This window comes from Amycolatopsis kentuckyensis (assembly GCF_002155975.1).
GTDB classification, from domain to species: Bacteria; Actinomycetota; Actinomycetes; order Mycobacteriales; family Pseudonocardiaceae; genus Amycolatopsis; species Amycolatopsis kentuckyensis.
This window is the reverse complement of the sequence record NZ_MUMI01000136.1, coordinates 1-15,962: the sequence shown is the minus strand read 5'-3', so window position 1 is coordinate 15,962 and position 15,962 is coordinate 1. Positions and strand designations below refer to the sequence as shown.

Sequence of the window (15,962 nt, the reverse complement as noted above, 5' to 3'; positions counted from 1 at the left end):
TCGGTCCCCGGCGCGCCGGGCGCTTCTCCGAACTCATCGGGAACTGGCGGTTGTCGTTCTTCGGTGGCGGAAATACGCTCCGACGTCCACCGCTCGGCATTTTCCTTCGCTTCCGAGACCTTGCTCGCGGCTTGCTCGCGGAGTTCGATGCCGACCTGACTCTGCAGGTCGCTGTCGCGGCTCCGAGTCCGCGCGACGAAGTAATATATCGTGACTACGAGAAAGGTCGTCGTCGCCGCGGGAACTGCCGCAGAAAAGAGTGCGGATGGGTTCATGTCCCCCCTCGACCAGGCTCACACTTCGACGAAGGTAGGTCGCTCCGGCGGGATCCGCTGTTACACGGAAAGAGGTGGCCCTCGGCGCTCCGAAGGCCACCTCGAAACAGTTCAGTAGGCGACCGCGCGGCTCTCCGCCGCCTGGGTCGCCAGTCCGTTCACCCACAAGGACTGCACCTTCGCCGCCTCGGCCGCCGATGGCTTCGCGTTCTTGCACGCCGTTCCCGGCCCGTGGCCCGACATCAGCTCCGTGCACGGTCCGCTGTAGTGGTCCGGCAGCCCGAGGTTGTGCCCGAGCTCGTGGGCCGCGATCCGCGTCGGGTCGTAGCCCTCCGCCACCTGGCTCGTGTCCAGGTAGATCTGCCCGCGCCCGTGGCCGTTCGTGTTCGTGTACGAGCCGCCGCTGTGCACCTCGTGGAACACGATCGTGGCCCCGGTGGCCCGCTTGACCAGCTTGACGTCCGTGACCGCCGCGTTCCAGTTGGCCGCGCCCTGGTCGATCTGGCTCAAGTAGTCCGGGGCGCCCGAGGAGCTGTAGTACAGCGTCGTGACGGCGGCCGCCGAAGCGGGCGGCGCGGTGGCCAGGCCCAGGGCCAGCGGGGCCGCGACGGCCAGTGCCGCCAGGCGGCCCAGCACGCGTGCGTTCATCGTGTCTCCTTCGTCCGATTCAGAGAGCACTTCACCGTGGTTCGCGCGATCAGGTTAGAAGGTCACCATCGGTGCGGCCACGGCCGAAAGTCGTTCCCCCGCGGGAGGGAGACGCCTCCCGCCGCCGCGTGAGCCACCGGGCCCGGCCGCCGTGGTCTGCTCGCTCCCGGCGAAAGGGAACCGATGACCATCCTGCTGGGCCTGCTGACCCTCCCCCTGTACGCGCTCCTGCTGTGGCCGCTCGTGGCCGCCGCCCGGCGCGTGCTCGGCGTCCGGATCGGCGCCGTGCGCGCCCTGTGCGCCGCCGCCTTCGGGTGGCTCGTCGCCGGCGGCATCGGGCAGGCGTTCCCCGTTTCCCTGCTGCACCACGGCGGTGCGGCGATCGGCCTGCTGATCCCGTTGGCGGGCAGCGCTTTCCTGGCAACGCTGATCTTCCTGTTCGTCGCCGAGCTGGCCCTCCCCCACGGCATCGGGCTCGGCCGGCTGCGCGGGCGGCTCTCGCGCACCCGCCGGTACGCGCAGATCAGCCGGATCGCCGTCAAGCACGGCCTCGGCCGCTACCTGACCGGCCGCCGCGAGCCCGGCCTCGCGCCGGGGCGGCACGCCAAGCTCGCGCGGTCCCTGCGCCGCGCGCTGGAGGAAGGCGGCGTGACGTTCGTGAAGCTCGGCCAGCTGCTCTCCACCCGCGCCGACCTGCTGCCCCCGGTGTTCGCCGACGAGCTCGGCCGGCTCCAGGACCAGGTCGCGCCCGCCCGCGCCGACGCCGTCCGGGCGCTGCTCACCGGCGAACTCGGCGGCTCACCCGACGACGTCTTCGCCGAGTTCGACCCCGAACCACTGGCCGCCGCGTCGGTCGCGCAGGTCTACCGCGCGAAACTGCGCAGCGGCGAAGACGTCGTGGTCAAGGTTCAGCGGCCGGGCGTGCGGGAGCAGGCCGAACGCGACATCGCCATCGTCCGGCGCGTCGCCGCGGCGCTGGAGGACCGCGCGGACTGGGCGCGCTCGCTCGGCGTCGCCGACCTGGCCGAGGGGTTCGCCACCGCGCTGGCCGAGGAACTCGACTTCACCATCGAAGCCCGCAACATCACCGCCGTGGCCGCCACGGGCTCGCCGGACGTCGTCCTCCCGAGGGTCCACAAGGGACTCTCGACCGACCGCGTGCTGGTGCTGTCCCGCCTCGACGGCAAGCCGCTCACCACGGCGAAGGACCTGCCACCCGCCGAACGCAAGCGGCTGGCGCGGTCGCTCCTGCGGTGCCTGCTCGACCAGGTGATGATCGGCGGCGTCTTCCACGCCGACCCCCACCCGGGCAACCTCATGCTGCTCGGTGACGGCCGCCTGGGCCTGCTCGACTTCGGCTCGGTCGGCCGCCTCGACGCCGGGTTGCGCGGCGGCCTGCAGAACCTGCTGGTCGCCCTCGACCGCGGCGACCCGGCAGGCCTGCGCGACGGGCTCCTCGAGATCGTCGACCGCACCGCCGAGATCGACGAACAGCGCCTCGAACGCGCCCTCGGCGCCCTGGTCGCCCGGCACTTCGGCCCCGGCCGCACCCCGGACCTCGACCTGTTCACCGGCCTGTTCCGGGTGGTCGCGGACTTCCGGCTGAGCGTGCCGCCGCCGGTGGCCGCGGTGTTCCGCGCGCTGGCCACGGTGGAGGGCACCCTGGCCGCGCTGGATCCCGGCTTCGACGTCGTCGCCGAGTCGCGTGCGTTCGCCGTCGAGCAGGTCGGCGCCGGGCTGCGACCGGGCCCGCTGGGCCGCACGGCGGCCGGCGAACTGCTGGCGCTGTTGCCGGTGCTGCGCCGCATTCCCCGCCGCGTCGACCGGATCGGCGCGGCGCTGGAGGAGGGCCGGCTGTCGGTGAACGTCCGGCTGTTCTCCGACGAACGCGACCGCGACGTCGTCACCGGCCTGGTCCACGAAGCCCTGCTGGCCTTCGTCGGCGCGGCGACCGGGCTGATGGCGGTGTTCCTGCTGACCGGCTCGGGCGGGCCGCGCATCGCCGCGGACCTGACGCTGCACCAGGTGTTCGGCTACAACCTGCTGGTGATCAGTGCCCTGGTGGGGCTGCGGCTGCTCTTCGTCGTCTTCCGGCGTTCCGGGCGAGCGTCACGATCAGCCCGATGAGCCCGGCGGCGAACACCACGAACCCGCCGACGATCCACCAGCGCAGGGTGGGCAGGGTCGAGTCGGTGAACGGCGCGCCCGGCAGGCCCGCGTCGGTGAACGCGGTCACCGCGGGCAGCGGGTCCGGGGTGACCACGGTGCCGGTCGCGACCACGAACCCGGTGACGCCGGACAGCTGCACCGGACCGCGGAACCGGGAGTCGTCGGAGTTGCCGCGGTTGTCGCCCTCGACGAAGATCGTGCCCTCGGGCACCTTGGCGGAGAACTCGAAGAGACCTTCGTAGCCGGGGGTGATGTAGGGCTCGGTGATGGGTTTGCCGTTGACCGAGAGGTGTTCGCCGGTGCAGCAGGCGACGGTGTCCCCGGCCACGCCGACCACCCGGACCACGCCGACGCCGGGGAACCCGTCGGCGGCGTACGCCCGCCCCTCGATGAGCACCAGGTCCCCGCGGTGGACCTCGCCGCCGTCCGCCCGGCGCACCACGAGCCGGTCGTCCCGCTGCAAGGTGGGGCTCATGCTCCCGCTCACCTGCACGTAGGCCCGGTACCCGAGGGTCAGCCGCACGACCCCGTAGAGACCGGCGCCGACGCCGAGCACCATCAGGGCCACCATCACCAGCACCATGGGCAGGACGCTGCGGCGCGGGGACGATTCCGGCGGCACGGGCGGGAACGACATTTCGGTCACGAAGATCTATCGTGCCCGTACCTGCGACGTTACCCCGCGCGCGGGGCGTACATGATCACCGCGACCCCGGCCAGGCAGAGCAGCGCGCCGATCACGTCGTACCGATCGGGACGGTAACCGTCCGCGACCATCCCCCAGGCCAGCGACCCCGCCACGAACACTCCCCCGTACGCGGCGAGGATGCGGCCGAAGTGGGCGTCCGGCTGGAGGGTGGCCACGAAGCCGTACACGCCCAGCGCCACCACCCCGCCGCCGATCCACAGCAGACCGCGGCTTTCCCGGATGCCTTGCCAGATCAGCCAGGCGCCGCCGATTTCACAGACCGCCGCGGCCAGGAACAGGAGGATCGACCGCAGGACCACCCCGGGATACTAACCCCGTGCCGTTCACGCTGAGTCATCCCGCCGCCGTGCTCCCACTGGCGAGACACCCCCTGGTGCCGTCGGCACTCGTCGCCGGGTCGGTCGCGCCGGACGTCTTCTGGTTCGTGCCCGCGCCGGAAGGGTTCGGCCTCTCCCGGACCCACGAGTTCACCGCGGTGCTCTGGCTCGACCCGCTGCTCGCGCTGGCCCTGCTCGCCGTGTTCCACGTGCTGCTGAAGCGGCCGCTCACCGCACTGGCACCGCACCGGCTGGCCGAACGGCTTCCCCGCCGTCCGTTCCCCTGGAACCGGCCGGGGTGGATCGCGCTGTCGCTCGTGCTCGGCGCCGCCACGCACGTCGGGTGGGACGCCTTCACCCACGAAAGCGGCGGGCCGGCGTTCCTGCGGATCCCGCTCGTCACCGGCGTCGACGTCGGACGGCTGATCCAGCTGGTGAGCACCCTCGGCGGGGCCGCCGTGCTCGCCTGGTGGCTGCGGCGCTGGTACCGCACGGCGCCCGTCGCCCCGGCGCCGCCGGGCCTCCGCCACCGGAAGACCGTCGCCGCGGTCCTGGCGGCCGGCGCGGTCACCGGAGTCCTGGTGCAGGTGCTGCCGTTCCTGGCCCACCACGACCCGATGACCCGGGCGGGCGTCGTCGGCAACGCCACCTACCTGCTGGCCACCGGCGCCTGCAGCGGTTTCGGCGTCGCCCTCGGCCTCTACGCGCTGGCCTGGCACGCGCGGTATATGTCGTTATACGCGAAACGGGCCACCCCGGAGGGTGACCCGTTCGACGCGGAAGAGTTCAGACGGTGAAGCCGAGGGCGCGCAGCTGCTCGCGGCCGTCCTCGGTGATCTTCTCCGGGCCCCACGGCGGCATCCAGACCCAGTTGATCCGGAAGTCCTTGACCAGCCCGCCGCTGGTCAGCGCGGCCGACGTCTGGTCCTCGATGACGTCGGTCAGCGGGCAGGCCGCCGAGGTCAGCGTCATGTCGATCGTCGCCGTGTTGTCCGGCTCGACGCGGATGTCGTAGACCAGGCCGAGGTCGACGACGTTGATGCCGAGCTCCGGGTCGACGACGTCGCGCATGGCTTCCTCGACGTCCTCGAGCTTGGCGAGGTCGATGTCCTGCTTCGCGGTGGTCTCGGCGTCGAGGTCGGCGGCGGTCCGGCCCTCGCGAGCGTCGGTGGCGGTGTCTTCGGTCATGCCTTTTCAGCTCCACTGGTCGTCCGGGCGACGGCGTCCTTGAAAGCCATCCAGCCGAGGAGGGCGCACTTCACGCGGGCCGGGTACTTGGCGACGCCCGCGAAGGCGATCCCGTCCTCCAGCACGTCCTCGTCCGGCTCGACCTTTCCCTTGCCCTGCATCAGTTCCACGAAGGCGTCCATGGTGGTGAACGCCTCCTCGATCGTGTGGCCGACGACGAGATCCGTCATGACCGACGTCGAGGCCTGGCTGATCGAGCAGCCCTGGCCATCGTAGGAGACGTCGGCGACCTTCCCGTCGTCGAGCTTCACCCGCAGCGTCACCTCGTCGCCGCAGGTCGGGTTGACCTGGAACGACTCGGCGTCGAACGGGTCGCGCAGGCCGCGCCCGTGCGGGTGCTTGTAGTGGTCCAGGATGATCTCCTGGTACATGCTCTCCAGGTTCACTGCCCCACCCCGAAGAACTTCTGCGCCTCGCGGACCCCGGCGACCAGGGCGTCCACTTCGGACAGGTCGTTGTACAGGTAGAACGACGCGCGCACGGTCGCCTGGGCGTGGCACGCGCGGTGCAGCGGCCACGCGCAGTGGTGGCCGACGCGGACGGCGATGCCGAGGCTGTCGAGCACCTGGCCGGCGTCGTGCGGGTGCACGCCGTCGATCACGAACGACACGGTCGCGCCGCGGTCCTTCAGGTCGGTCGGCCCGATGATCCGGACCCCCGGGATCGCGCCGATGCCCGCGATGGCCGCCGCGGCGAGCTCGTGCTCGTGCGCCGCGATCCGGTCCATGCCGATGGCCGAGAGGTAGTCGACGGCCGCGCCGAGGCCGATGGCCTGCGACGTCATCGGGACGCCGGCCTCGAACCGCTGCGGCGGCGGCGCGAAGGTGGAGCCCTCCATGCGGACCATCTCGATCATCGACCCGCCGGTGAGGAACGGCGGCATGGCCGACAGCAGCTCGGTGCGGCCGTAGAGGACGCCGATGCCGGACGGGCCGAGCATCTTGTGCCCGGAGAACGCGGCGAAGTCGACGCCGAGGGCGTGGAAGTCGACCGCGAAGTGCGGCACCGACTGGCAGGCGTCCAGCACGGTGAACGCGCCGACCGCCTTGGCCTTCTCGACCAGCAGCGGGACCGGGTTGACCGTGCCGAGCACGTTCGACTGGTGCGCGAACGCGACCACCTTCGTGCGCTCGGTGATCAGCTCGTCCACATCGGACAGGTCGAGGCGCCCCTCGGGCGTCACCTTGAACCACTTCAGCGTCGCCCCGGTGCGCTGGCACAGCTGCTGCCACGGCACGAGGTTCGCGTGGTGCTCCATCTCGGTGACGACGATCTCGTCACCCGGGCCGACCACGAAGCGCGCGGCCTCGGGGCCCGCCGTGGCGGCGTTGCCGAACGAGTAGGCGACCAGGTTGATGCCCTCGGTGGCGTTCTTGGTGAACACCAGTTCCTCGGGGTCGGCGCCGACGAACTCGGCGATCTTCGCCCGCGCGGACTCGTAGGCGTCGGTCGCTTCTTCGGATAGCTGGTGCGCGCCGCGGTGGACGGCCGCGTTCGACGTCTCGACGTAGTGCCGTTCGGCGTCGAGCACGGCCGCCGGGCGTTGCGACGTCGCCCCGGAGTCCAGGTACACCAAGGGTTTCCCGTCGCGAACCGTGCGCGACAGGATGGGGAAGTCGGCCTTCAGGGCCGCCACGTCCAGTGGCAAAGAGCTGGCCGAGGTGGTGGTCATCGGGCCGACTCCTCTCGTTCTCGGTGTGTACTGGCGAAAGTCAGAGCGCGGCGGGCTCGTGCTTGCCGACGTACTTGACGTAGCCGTGCTCCTCCAGCTCGTCGGCGAGCTCCTTGCCGCCCGACTCGACGATCTTGCCGCCGGCGAAGACGTGCACGAAGTCCGGCGTGATGTGCCGCAGGATCCGGGTGTAGTGCGTGATCAGCAGGACGCCGGCCTCGCCGTCGGCCTTGTACTCGTTGACCCCCTGCGAAACGATCCGCAGCGCGTCGACGTCGAGGCCGGAGTCGGTCTCGTCGAGGATGGCGAACTTCGGCTTGAGCAGCGCCAGCTGCAGGATCTCGTGGCGCTTCTTCTCGCCGCCGGAGAAGCCCTCGTTGACCGAGCGCTCGGCGAACTCCTGCGAGATCTCGAGCTTGCCCATCTCCTCCTTGACCTCCTTGACCCAGTGGCGCAGCTTGGGAGCCTCGCCACGGACCGCGGTGGCCGCGGTGCGGAGGAAGTTGGACATCGACACGCCCGGGACCTCGACCGGGTACTGCATGGCCAGGAACAGGCCGGCCCGCGCGCGCTCGTCGACGCTCATCTCGAGGACGTTCTCGCCGTCGAGCAGCACCTCACCGGAGGTCACTTCGTACTTCGGGTGGCCGGCGATGGCGTAGGACAGCGTGGACTTGCCCGAGCCGTTCGGGCCCATGATCGCGTGCGTCTCGCCCGACTTGACGGTCAGGTCGACGCCCTTGAGGATCTCCTTGGCGCCCTCGTCGGTCGTGACCGAGGCGTGGAGGTCCTTGATTTCCAGGGTAGCCATTCTTCGTTTCCTAAAGTCTGTGGTGGACGGCGTCAGGCGCCAACGGCTTCGAGCTCGGCCTCGATCGCGGCTTCGAGGCGCTCGCGCACCTCGGGGACGTCGATCTTCACCAGGATCTCGTGGAAGAACCCGCGCACGACCAGTCGCCGCGCGGCTTCTTCGGCGATCCCGCGCGACTGCAGGTAGAACAACTGCTCGTCGTCGAACCTTCCCGTCGCGCTCGCGTGGCCGGCGCCTTCGATCTCGCCGGTCTCGATCTCGAGGTTCGGCACCGAGTCCGCGCGCGCACCCGGCGTGAGCACCAGGTTGCGGTTGAGCTCGTAGGTGTCGGTGGCCTCGGCGGCCGCGCGGATCAGCACGTCGCCGATCCAGACCGTGTGCGCACCCTCGCCCTGCAGCGCGCCCTTGTACATCACGCGCGACTTGCAGTTCGGCACCGCGTGGTCGACGAAGAGCCGGTGCTCCTGGTGCTGGCCCTGGTCGGCGAAGTAGACGCCGAGCATCTCGACGTCGCCGCCCTTGTCGGCGAACGTCGCGGTCGGCGAGACCCGGACGAGGTCGCCGCCCAGGGTGATGACGATGTGCTTGAGCGTGGCGTCGCGGCCGAGCTTGAGGTGCTGCTCGGAGACGTGCACCGCGTCGTCGGCCCAGTCCTGGATGCTGACCACGGTGAGCTTCGCGCCGTCCGCGACCACGAACTCGACGTTGTCGGCGTAGGTGCCGGAGCCGGTGTGGCTGATCACGACGGTGGCCTCGGCGAACTGCTCCAGCCGCACCTGCAGGTGGCCGTAGGCGACCTGGCCCTCGCCGGGGCCGGACACGTTCAGCTGCACCGGCAGCGCGGGCTTGGTCTCCTTCGGCACGGTGACCAGCGTCGCGCGCTCGAACGAGGAGTACGCCTGCGCGGCGATCCGGTCGCTCGGCACGCCGGCGACGCCCAGCCGCTCGTCACCGCGTTCGACGGACTCCACCTTGACCTCGTCGGAGGTCGCGAAGTCCACCTTGGCGGAGCCGGTGGCGACGGCGCTGCCGTCGTGCAGGCCGCGGAGGCGCTTCATCGGCGTGAAGCGCCAGTTCTCCTCACGGCCGCCCGGGACCTCGAAGGCCTCGACGTCGTAGGAGGTGAAGCGCTCCGCGCGGGAGGCCGCCGGGATGACGGCCCCCTCGCGGAGAGCCTCGGAAACGTTGTTCTCGGTAACCGACATGACTAGCCGACGGACCCTTCCATCTGGAGCTCGATCAGGCGGTTCAGCTCGAGCGCGTACTCCATCGGCAGCTCACGGGCGATCGGCTCCACGAAGCCGCGCACGATCATCGCCATCGCCTCGGCCTCGTCGAGACCGCGCGACATCAGGTAGAACAGCTGGTCCTCGCTGACCTTGGACACCGTCGCCTCGTGGCCCATGGACACCTCGTCGTTGCGGATATCCACGTACGGGTACGTGTCCGAGCGCGAGATCGTGTCGACGAGCAGCGCGTCGCAGACCACGCTGGAGCGCGAGTGGTGCGCCCGCTTCGCCACGCGGACCAGGCCACGGTACGAGGTGCGGCCGCCGCCGCGCGCCACCGACTTCGACACGATGGTCGAGGAGGTGTACGGCGCGAGGTGCTCCATCTTGGCGCCCGCGTCCTGGTGCTGGCCCTCGCCCGCGAACGCGACCGACAGGACCTCGCCCTTGGCGTGCTCGCCCATGAGGAACACCGACGGGTACTTCATCGTCACCTTGGAACCGATGTTGCCGTCGATCCATTCCATGGTCGCGCCCGCTTCGCACTTGGCGCGCTTGGTGACCAGGTTGTAGACGTTGTTCGACCAGTTCTGGATGGTCGTGTAGCGGCAGCGGGCGCCCTTCTTGACGATGATCTCCACGACCGCCGAGTGCAGCGAGTCGGACTGGTAGATCGGCGCCGTGCAGCCCTCGACGTAGTGCACGTAGGCGTCTTCGTCGACGATGATCAGGGTGCGCTCGAACTGGCCCATGTTCTCGGTGTTGATCCGGAAGTAGGCCTGCAGCGGGATCTCGACGTGCACGCCCTTCGGCACGTAGATGAACGAGCCGCCGGACCACACCGCCGTGTTCAGCGCGGAGAACTTGTTGTCGCCGGCCGGGATGACCGAGCCGAAGTACTCCTGGAACAGCTCCGGGTGCTCCTTGAGCGCGGAGTCGGTGTCCAGGAACAGGACGCCCTGCTCCTCCAGGTCCTCGCGGATCTGGTGGTAGACGACCTCGGACTCGTACTGCGCGGCGACCCCGGCGACGAGGCGCTGCTTCTCCGCCTCGGGGATGCCGAGCCGGTCGTACGTGTTCTTGATGTCCTCGGGCAGGTCCTCCCAGGAGGTGGCCTGCTTCTCCGTGGACCGCACGAAGTACTTGATGTTCTCGAAGTCGATCCCGGAGAGGTCGGCCCCCCAGTTGGGCATGGGCTTCTTCTCGAAGAGCTTGAGCGCCTTGAGTCGCGCTTCGCGCATCCACTCCGGCTCGGACTTCTTCGAGGAGATGTCGGTGACGACGTCCTCGTTCAGCCCGCGGCGGGCGGTCGAGCCCGCCTCGTCGGAGTCGGCCCAGCCGAACGCGTACTTGCCAAGGGACTCGATGGTCTCTTCCTGGCTCAGTGGCGCGGTGGTGGGAGTGCGCTGCTCGGCAGCGGCAGTCATGCGGGTTTCCCTCCATTCGGGATCCGTGCTGTGCGCCCCTCGGGGGACGCCGTTCTTTCCGGCTCGGGATGGGCCGGCTGACCCGCCGTGACGGGTACGTGGGTGGTGCACGCGGAGTCCCCGCGTGCGATGGTCGCCAGCCGCTGGACGTGGGTGCCCAGCAGCTGCGCGAACGCCTCCGTCTCGGCCTCGCACAGCTGCGGGAACTCCGCGGCCACGTGGGCGACCGGACAATGGTGCTGACAGAGCTGCGCGCCCACGTTCTGACCAGGAGCCGGGGCGCCGACCTGGCGGGTCGACGCAGCGTAGCCTTCCCTGCTCAGCGCGGTCGCGAGGGCCTCCGCGCGCGCCGCCGGCTCACCCGGTTCGGTGATCGCGGCGCGGTGCGGCCCGACGAGCTTCTCGATGCGCTGCTCGGCGAAGGCGCGGACGGCGTCCTCGCCGGCGTGCTCGGCCAGGAAGCGGATGGCGGAGACGGCCAGGTCGTCGTAGGCGTGCCCGAAGCGGGCGCGGCCGGGCTCGGTGAGCAGGAAGAGCTTCGCCGGACGGCCCCGGCCCCGGGGGCCGCGGCGCGGCGCGTCCCGCGTCTCGGCTTCGCCGTCGGCGAGAAGCGCGTCCAGGTGCCGCCGGACGGCGGTGGGGCTGATCCCGAGCTGCTCGGCGACCACGACGGCGGTCATGGGACCCTGTTCCAGCAGCAGCCGGGCGACCTCGTGGCGGGTCTTGCCCTCGGCGCTGACCTGCGACGGAACGTGCGGGTGCGCGGCGCGGGGCATGTCGCCGCCCGCCTGGTCACCCGCCTCCGTCTTTTTCACAACACAAGTGTGTCTTATTTCCCCGCGGTCGGCAAAGGCGGGGTGTCCGGCAGTGACCCGACTCACTCGCCGGGCGACCGATACCCTGCACGCGTGGCAGTGGGTGAACAGGAGCAGCAAGTGGCACAGCTCGAAGCCGGGAGTGCCCACCCCGTGACGCTCTCCCCGGTCCGCCCCCGCGAACCGCTCCCCCTGGAGGCCGCCGAGCAGCGCGGGCTGAACGTCGTGCGCCGCTTCGGCACGGTCGGGTCGCTGTTCCTCGCCCTGGGCTCCCTCGGCGCCGGCGCCGCCCCGGTGATCAACCCGGTGCAGGAGATCCCGGTGCTGCGGCTGTTCACCCGGATCCCGACGGTGTCGCTGGCCATCGCCATCTCCGGGATGGGCATCCTGGTGCTGAGCTGGCTGATGCTCGGCCGGTTCGCCCAGCCCAGCCGCGAGCGGCTGGCGTCGCAGGGCCAGCTCGCGCGCACCACCGCGCTGTGGGTGCTGCCGCTGCTGGTCATCCCGCCGCTGTTCTCCCGCGACGTCTACAGCTACCTGGCGCAGAGCGAGATCGTGCACCGCGGGATGGACCCGTACACCCTCGGCCCGGCGCAGGCGCTCGGCGTCGCCGACCCGTTCACCGCGGGCGTGTCGAACATGTGGCGCGAGACGCCGGCCCCGTACGGGCCGCTGGTGCTGCGCCTCGGCGGCTGGCTGGCGCCCTTGGCGGGCAACAGCATCGCGGTCGGCGTGCTGCTGCAGCGCGTGCTCGCGCTGGCCGGCGTGGTCCTCATCGTCTGGGCCCTGCCGCGGCTGGCCCGCCGGTTCGGCGTCCAGCCCGCGACCGCGCTGTGGCTCGGCGCCCTGAACCCGCTGCTGATCTTCCACTTCGTCGCCGGCGCCCACAACGACGCGCTCGCCGTCGGCCTGATGCTGGCCGGGCTGGAGATCGGCATCCGGCGGCTGCCGATCCGGGTGAAGGGCGACACGCCACCCCCGCTGGCCCGCGGCGAGCTGCTGTACATCGGGCTCGGTGTCGCGATCATCACCCTCGGCGTCGCGGTGAAGCTGCCCGCCGTGTTCGCGCTGCCGTTCTTCGCCGTGATGGTGGCGCGGCGCTGGCACGGCCGGCTCAAGGACCTGTTCGTGGCCGGCGCCCCGATGGCGCTGTGGTTCGGCGTGGTCCTGGTCGGCGTCTGCTTCGGCACCGGGCTCGGCTTCGGCTGGGTCGGGGCGACGTTCAACACCCCCGGCCTGGTCCGCTCCTGGATCTCCCCCACCGCCGAGCTGGCCAACCTCTCCGGCGTCCTCGGCATCGCGCTCGGGCTGGGCAACCACACGAACGCGCTGGTCCCGATCCTCGGCGCGCTCGGCTACCTGGTCGCCGTCGGGATCACCTTCAAGTTCCTCTGGGACAGCTTCAAGTGGCGCTACCGGCCGATCATCGGGCTCGGCGTCGCCCTCGGCGCGGTGATGCTCCTGCAGATCAACCTGCAGCCCTGGTACCTGCTGTGGGCGGTCATCCCGCTGGCGGCCGCGGCCGGGACGTCCCGGTTCCGCGTCGCGGCGACGGTGATCAGCGCGGCCCTGCCGTTCCTGCTCCCCCCGACCGGCAGCACCTTCGACGGCCGCCCGTACGTGCTGCCGTTCGCCTACGTCGCGGCGATCGTCGTCTGCGGCGGCGGGATGCTGATCGTGCGGCGGCTGGCTCCCGTGTTGCTCGCCAAGCCGTCCCCGCGGGTGCCCGAGCCGGTCGACGCCGTATCGTGACCCGACGTGAGTGTCCCTGCCGTCGAGATCAGCGGGCTGGTCAAAAGCTACGGCTCCACCCGCGCGGTCGACGGCCTCGACCTGCGGATGGAGCGCGGCAGCCTGCTCGCCCTGCTCGGCCCGAACGGGGCCGGCAAGACGACCACCGTCGAGCTCTGCGAAGGGTTTTCGAAGCCTGACGCGGGTTCGGTCCGCGTGCTCGGCCTCGACCCGGTCCGCGAGTCGGCCGCGCTGCGCCCCCGCGTCGGCATCATGCCCCAGGGCGGCGGCGCGTACCCGGGCGTCCGCGCCGACGAGATGCTGCGCCTGGTGGCTTCGTGCGCGGCGACCCCGCTGGACCCGGCGTGGCTGCTGGACGTGCTCGGCCTGGCCACGGTCCGCCGCACCCCGTTCAAGCGCCTCTCCGGCGGCCAGCAGCAGCGGCTTTCCCTGGCGTGCGCCCTGGTCGGGCGGCCGGAGCTGGTGTTCCTCGACGAGCCGACGGCGGGCATGGACCCCCAGGCCCGCCGCCTGGTGTGGGACCTGCTGTCGGCGTTGCGCCGCGACGGCGTTTCGGTGCTGCTGACCACGCACCTGATGGAGGAGGCCGAAGCGCTGGCCGACACGGTGGTGATCGTGGACCACGGCAAGGTGGTGGTGTCGGGAGCGCCCCAGTCCCTGACGACGGACGAGACGGGCGCGGCCGGCCTCCGGTTCAAGGCCCGCACGCGGCTGGACACGGCGCTGCTGACGGCGGCGCTGCCCGAGGGCTACGTGGTGCACGAGTCCGCGCCGGGCACGTACACGGTGGTGGGCGCGGTCGACCCGCAGGTGGTGTCGACGGTCACGGCGTGGTGCGCCCAGCAGGGCGTGCTGCCGGAGGAACTGCAGGTCGGCAAGCGGACCTTGGAAGAGGTCTTCCTGGAGCTGACCGGACGGGAGCTGCGGGCATGACATTCGCTCCTGGAACGTTCACCCCGGCGCCCGGGCGCGGTTCGCTGGGCCGGATGCTGCGCACGCACGCGCGCGTCGAGGTCAGCCTGACGTTGCGCCACGGCGAGCAGGTGCTGCTGACGCTGCTGATCCCGCTGGCCCTGCTGGTCGGCTTGTCCCTGCTGGACATCCTCCCGGCGACCTCGCTGGGCTCGACGTCCAAAGTGGATTGGATCACGCCCCGCATCCTGGCCCTGGCGGTGATGTCCTCGGCGTTCACCGGCCAGGCGATCGCCCTGGGGTTCGACCGGCGCTACGGAGTGCTGAAGCGCCTCTCGGCCACGGCGTTGCCCCGGTGGTTGCTGGTGGCGGGCCGGCTGGCGGCGGCGCTGGTGGTCGTGGCCCTGCAGTCGGTGATCATCGGCGTGGTGGCGGCGTTCCTGGGCTGGTCGCCTTCGCTGTCCGGCCTGCTGTCGGCCGTGGCACTGCTCGTCCTGGGAACGCTCGCGTTCGGAGCGTTGGGCGTGCTGCTGGGCGGGGCGTTGCGGGCCGAGGCGGTCCTGGCGCTGGCGAACATCGTGTGGTTCGTGCTGCTGCTGGCGGGCGGAATCCTGCTGGCGCCGTCATCGCTGCCCTCAGGGCTGGCCCGCGTGGTGGAACTGCTGCCGTCGGGGGCGCTGGCGGAGGGGATGCGCGCGGCTCTGGTGGACGGGGCGTTCGCTCCCGGGCCGCTCGCGGTGCTCGCGGTCTGGGCCGTTCTCGCCGGGGCGCTGGCTTCGCGGACGACGAAACTCACCTGATTCCCCAGCAGCACGGGTAGAACTGACCTCACGGACCGGGCGCCGCCGCTGGGAAGGTCATCCGGACACTTCCGGATCCGAGGGGGCAGTTCACATGGTTTCGAAAACCCGCGTCTTCCTGATCATGCTGCTCCTGCTCGTGGTCGCGATCGGGGTGCTCGTCCTGCTGATCGCGGTGGACGCGGGAACGTTCTGGATCCGGACGGTCCCGCTCGCCGTGGTGGGGTTCGGTGCCGTCTTCGCGCAGTCGATGGGCTTCTTCCAGAAGAAGGTCAAGAAAACCGAGTGACCTTGGTCCCTTGCGCGCGCCTTGCCGTTCTGGGCGCCCGGACCTGCCGAAAGCGCGTTTTCCGCGCGCTCTACCATCGATGCCGTGCCGTTCACCAGCCTCGTCGCCCGTCTGCCGTTTCCCTCCGCCGCCGTGCAGCGGGCCGTCGGGATCGCCGCGGTCCTCGCGCAGGCGCTGATCGGCGTCACCGGGTCGATCGTGCGTGTCACCGGGTCCGGGCTCGGCTGCCCGACCTGGCCCCAGTGCGTGGCCGGCAGCCTCGTCCCGAAGCACGACTCCGGGATCGACGCGCTCAACCAGTGGATCGAGTTCGGCAACCGGCTGCTCACCGGCGTCGTCATCCTGATCGCCGCCGTCGCGGTCGTCACGGCGTGGCGCGTGCAGATCGACCACCCGGAGCGCAAGCGCCTGGTCAAGCTGGCCTGGACGATGCCCGGCGGCGTCGTGCTGCAGGCCGTCGTCGGCGGTCTCACCGTGCTCGCGAAGCTGGAGTGGTGGACGGTCGCGATCCACTTCCTCGCCACGACGCCGCTCGTCTGGCTGGCCGTCCTCCTGCTGCGCGCGTTCCGCGAAGGCGACGAGTCCCCGCGGCTGCTGGTCCCGGCGGCCGGCCGCACGGTCCTGGTCCTGCTCGCCGCCGTGATGTGGCTCGTGCTGGCGGCGGGCACCACGGTGACCGGCGCCGGCCCGCACAGCGGCGACATCAACACCCACCGCCTCGACGCCCCGGTCGAATCCCTCGCCCAGGTCCACGGCGGCCTGCTGGTGCTCTACCTGCTGCTGCTCGCGGTGTTCGGCCTCCAGCTGCTGCGCGCCGGCGCCCCGAAGAGCCTCTGGCGGCGCTACACGGTGGTCTGGGTGGTCGCCGTCGCGCAGGGTGGCCTCGGTT

Annotated in this window: 18 protein-coding genes; 7 read left to right on the top strand and 11 right to left on the bottom strand. The window is 71.1% G+C overall.

The window, feature by feature from the left end:
- Positions 1-275, bottom strand: a 275-nt coding sequence (locus CCN39_RS51055; RefSeq protein ID WP_208630235.1) for a hypothetical protein, incomplete at its 3' end; no start/stop codon positions are given.
- 111 nt (positions 276-386) lie between these two features.
- Positions 387-923: a snapalysin family zinc-dependent metalloprotease gene (locus CCN39_RS14885; RefSeq protein ID WP_086842398.1), complete on the bottom strand. Its 537-nt coding sequence runs from the start codon at positions 921-923 to the stop codon at positions 387-389.
- Between the two features lie 183 nt (positions 924-1,106).
- On the opposite strand from CCN39_RS14885, the gene CCN39_RS14880 reads away from it, so the two are divergent.
- Positions 1,107-3,050: an ABC1 kinase family protein gene (locus tag CCN39_RS14880; RefSeq protein WP_086842396.1), complete on the top strand. Its 1,944-nt coding sequence runs from the start codon at positions 1,107-1,109 to the stop codon at positions 3,048-3,050.
- Here CCN39_RS14880 and lepB read toward each other — a convergent pair.
- Together lepB and CCN39_RS14870 are read right to left on the bottom strand one after the other, a co-directional pair.
- Positions 2,974-3,729, bottom strand: coding sequence for a signal peptidase I (gene lepB / locus CCN39_RS14875; protein WP_244210791.1), 756 nt, complete (start codon positions 3,727-3,729; stop codon positions 2,974-2,976). The two genes, CCN39_RS14880 and lepB, sit on opposite strands and share 77 nt — an antisense overlap.
- Positions 3,730-3,767: 38 nt before the next feature.
- Positions 3,768-4,100, bottom strand: a complete 333-nt coding sequence (locus tag CCN39_RS14870; RefSeq protein ID WP_086842393.1) for a YnfA family protein — start codon at positions 4,098-4,100, stop codon at positions 3,768-3,770.
- Between the two features lie 17 nt (positions 4,101-4,117).
- Here CCN39_RS14870 and CCN39_RS14865 point away from each other — a divergent pair, with 17 nt between their 5' ends.
- Complete coding sequence (locus CCN39_RS14865) at positions 4,118-4,915, top strand: DUF4184 family protein (RefSeq protein ID WP_167455089.1); 798 nt, start codon at positions 4,118-4,120, stop codon at positions 4,913-4,915.
- Here the strand turns inward: CCN39_RS14865 and CCN39_RS14860 are convergent.
- The 7 genes from CCN39_RS14860 to CCN39_RS14830 are packed head-to-tail and all read right to left on the bottom strand — an operon-like array spanning position 4,905 to position 11,281.
- Positions 4,905-5,306 carry a metal-sulfur cluster assembly factor gene (locus CCN39_RS14860; protein ID WP_086842391.1) on the bottom strand — a complete coding sequence of 134 codons (402 nt, stop codon included), beginning with the start codon at positions 5,304-5,306 and terminating at the stop codon, positions 4,905-4,907. The genes CCN39_RS14865 and CCN39_RS14860 overlap by 11 nt on opposite strands.
- The gene (sufU, locus tag CCN39_RS14855) at positions 5,303-5,752 is read right to left on the bottom strand and encodes a Fe-S cluster assembly sulfur transfer protein SufU (protein ID WP_086842389.1); all 450 of its coding nucleotides are present in this window, start codon (positions 5,750-5,752) and stop codon (positions 5,303-5,305) included. Before sufU ends, CCN39_RS14860 begins: the two co-directional genes overlap by 4 nt.
- Positions 5,749-7,038, bottom strand: coding sequence for a cysteine desulfurase (locus CCN39_RS14850; protein WP_086842387.1), 1,290 nt, complete (start codon positions 7,036-7,038; stop codon positions 5,749-5,751). The genes sufU and CCN39_RS14850 overlap by 4 nt, the downstream gene beginning before the upstream one ends.
- Before the next feature lie 40 nt (positions 7,039-7,078).
- A complete protein-coding gene (gene sufC, locus CCN39_RS14845; protein WP_086842385.1) occupies positions 7,079-7,849 on the bottom strand; it encodes a Fe-S cluster assembly ATPase SufC in 771 nt (256 codons plus the stop codon).
- Positions 7,850-7,881: 32 nt separating this feature from the next.
- The gene (sufD, locus tag CCN39_RS14840) at positions 7,882-9,054 is read right to left on the bottom strand and encodes a Fe-S cluster assembly protein SufD (RefSeq protein ID WP_086842383.1); all 1,173 of its coding nucleotides are present in this window, start codon (positions 9,052-9,054) and stop codon (positions 7,882-7,884) included.
- Positions 9,055-9,056: 2 nt separating this feature from the next.
- Positions 9,057-10,505: a Fe-S cluster assembly protein SufB gene (gene sufB / locus CCN39_RS14835; RefSeq protein WP_086842381.1), complete on the bottom strand. Its 1,449-nt coding sequence runs from the start codon at positions 10,503-10,505 to the stop codon at positions 9,057-9,059.
- Positions 10,502-11,281, bottom strand: a complete 780-nt coding sequence (locus CCN39_RS14830; protein WP_086842400.1) for a helix-turn-helix transcriptional regulator — start codon at positions 11,279-11,281, stop codon at positions 10,502-10,504. Before CCN39_RS14830 ends, sufB begins: the two co-directional genes overlap by 4 nt.
- Positions 11,282-11,440: 159 nt before the next feature.
- Here CCN39_RS14830 and mptB point away from each other — a divergent pair, with 159 nt between their 5' ends.
- From mptB to CCN39_RS14805, 5 genes are all read left to right on the top strand, one after another.
- Entirely contained in the window at positions 11,441-13,072 is a 1,632-nt protein-coding gene (gene mptB / locus CCN39_RS14825) for a polyprenol phosphomannose-dependent alpha 1,6 mannosyltransferase MptB (protein ID WP_086842379.1), read from the top strand.
- A gap of 6 nt (positions 13,073-13,078) precedes the next feature.
- Positions 13,079-14,005, top strand: a complete 927-nt coding sequence (locus tag CCN39_RS14820; RefSeq protein ID WP_086842377.1) for an ABC transporter ATP-binding protein — start codon at positions 13,079-13,081, stop codon at positions 14,003-14,005.
- A complete protein-coding gene (locus CCN39_RS14815) occupies positions 14,002-14,784 on the top strand; it encodes an ABC transporter permease (protein ID WP_086842375.1) in 783 nt (260 codons plus the stop codon). The genes CCN39_RS14820 and CCN39_RS14815 overlap by 4 nt, the downstream gene beginning before the upstream one ends.
- Before the next feature lie 94 nt (positions 14,785-14,878).
- The gene (locus tag CCN39_RS14810; RefSeq protein ID WP_086842373.1) at positions 14,879-15,073 is read left to right on the top strand and encodes a hypothetical protein; all 195 of its coding nucleotides are present in this window, start codon (positions 14,879-14,881) and stop codon (positions 15,071-15,073) included.
- 84 nt (positions 15,074-15,157) lie between these two features.
- Positions 15,158-15,962 (top strand): COX15/CtaA family protein (locus CCN39_RS14805; RefSeq protein WP_086842371.1); only part of this gene is annotated, 805 nt, incomplete at its 3' end.

Coding starts and splice junctions, on each gene's coding strand:
- CCN39_RS14885 (WP_086842398.1), bottom strand. CDS start 923: ATGAACGCACGCGTGCTGGGCCGCCTGGCGGCACTGGCCGTCGCGGCC.
- CCN39_RS14880 (WP_086842396.1), top strand. CDS start 1,107: ATGACCATCCTGCTGGGCCTGCTGACCCTCCCCCTGTACGCGCTCCTG.
- lepB (WP_244210791.1), bottom strand. CDS start 3,729: ATGTCGTTCCCGCCCGTGCCGCCGGAATCGTCCCCGCGCCGCAGCGTC.
- CCN39_RS14860 (WP_086842391.1), bottom strand. CDS start 5,306: ATGACCGAAGACACCGCCACCGACGCTCGCGAGGGCCGGACCGCCGCC.
- CCN39_RS14850 (WP_086842387.1), bottom strand. CDS start 7,038: ATGACCACCACCTCGGCCAGCTCTTTGCCACTGGACGTGGCGGCCCTG.
- sufC (WP_086842385.1), bottom strand. CDS start 7,849: ATGGCTACCCTGGAAATCAAGGACCTCCACGCCTCGGTCACGACCGAC.
- sufD (WP_086842383.1), bottom strand. CDS start 9,054: ATGTCGGTTACCGAGAACAACGTTTCCGAGGCTCTCCGCGAGGGGGCC.
- sufB (WP_086842381.1), bottom strand. CDS start 10,505: ATGACTGCCGCTGCCGAGCAGCGCACTCCCACCACCGCGCCACTGAGC.
- CCN39_RS14830 (WP_086842400.1), bottom strand. CDS start 11,281: ATGCCCCGCGCCGCGCACCCGCACGTTCCGTCGCAGGTCAGCGCCGAG.
- CCN39_RS14815 (WP_086842375.1), top strand. CDS start 14,002: ATGACATTCGCTCCTGGAACGTTCACCCCGGCGCCCGGGCGCGGTTCG.
- CCN39_RS14810 (WP_086842373.1), top strand. CDS start 14,879: ATGGTTTCGAAAACCCGCGTCTTCCTGATCATGCTGCTCCTGCTCGTG.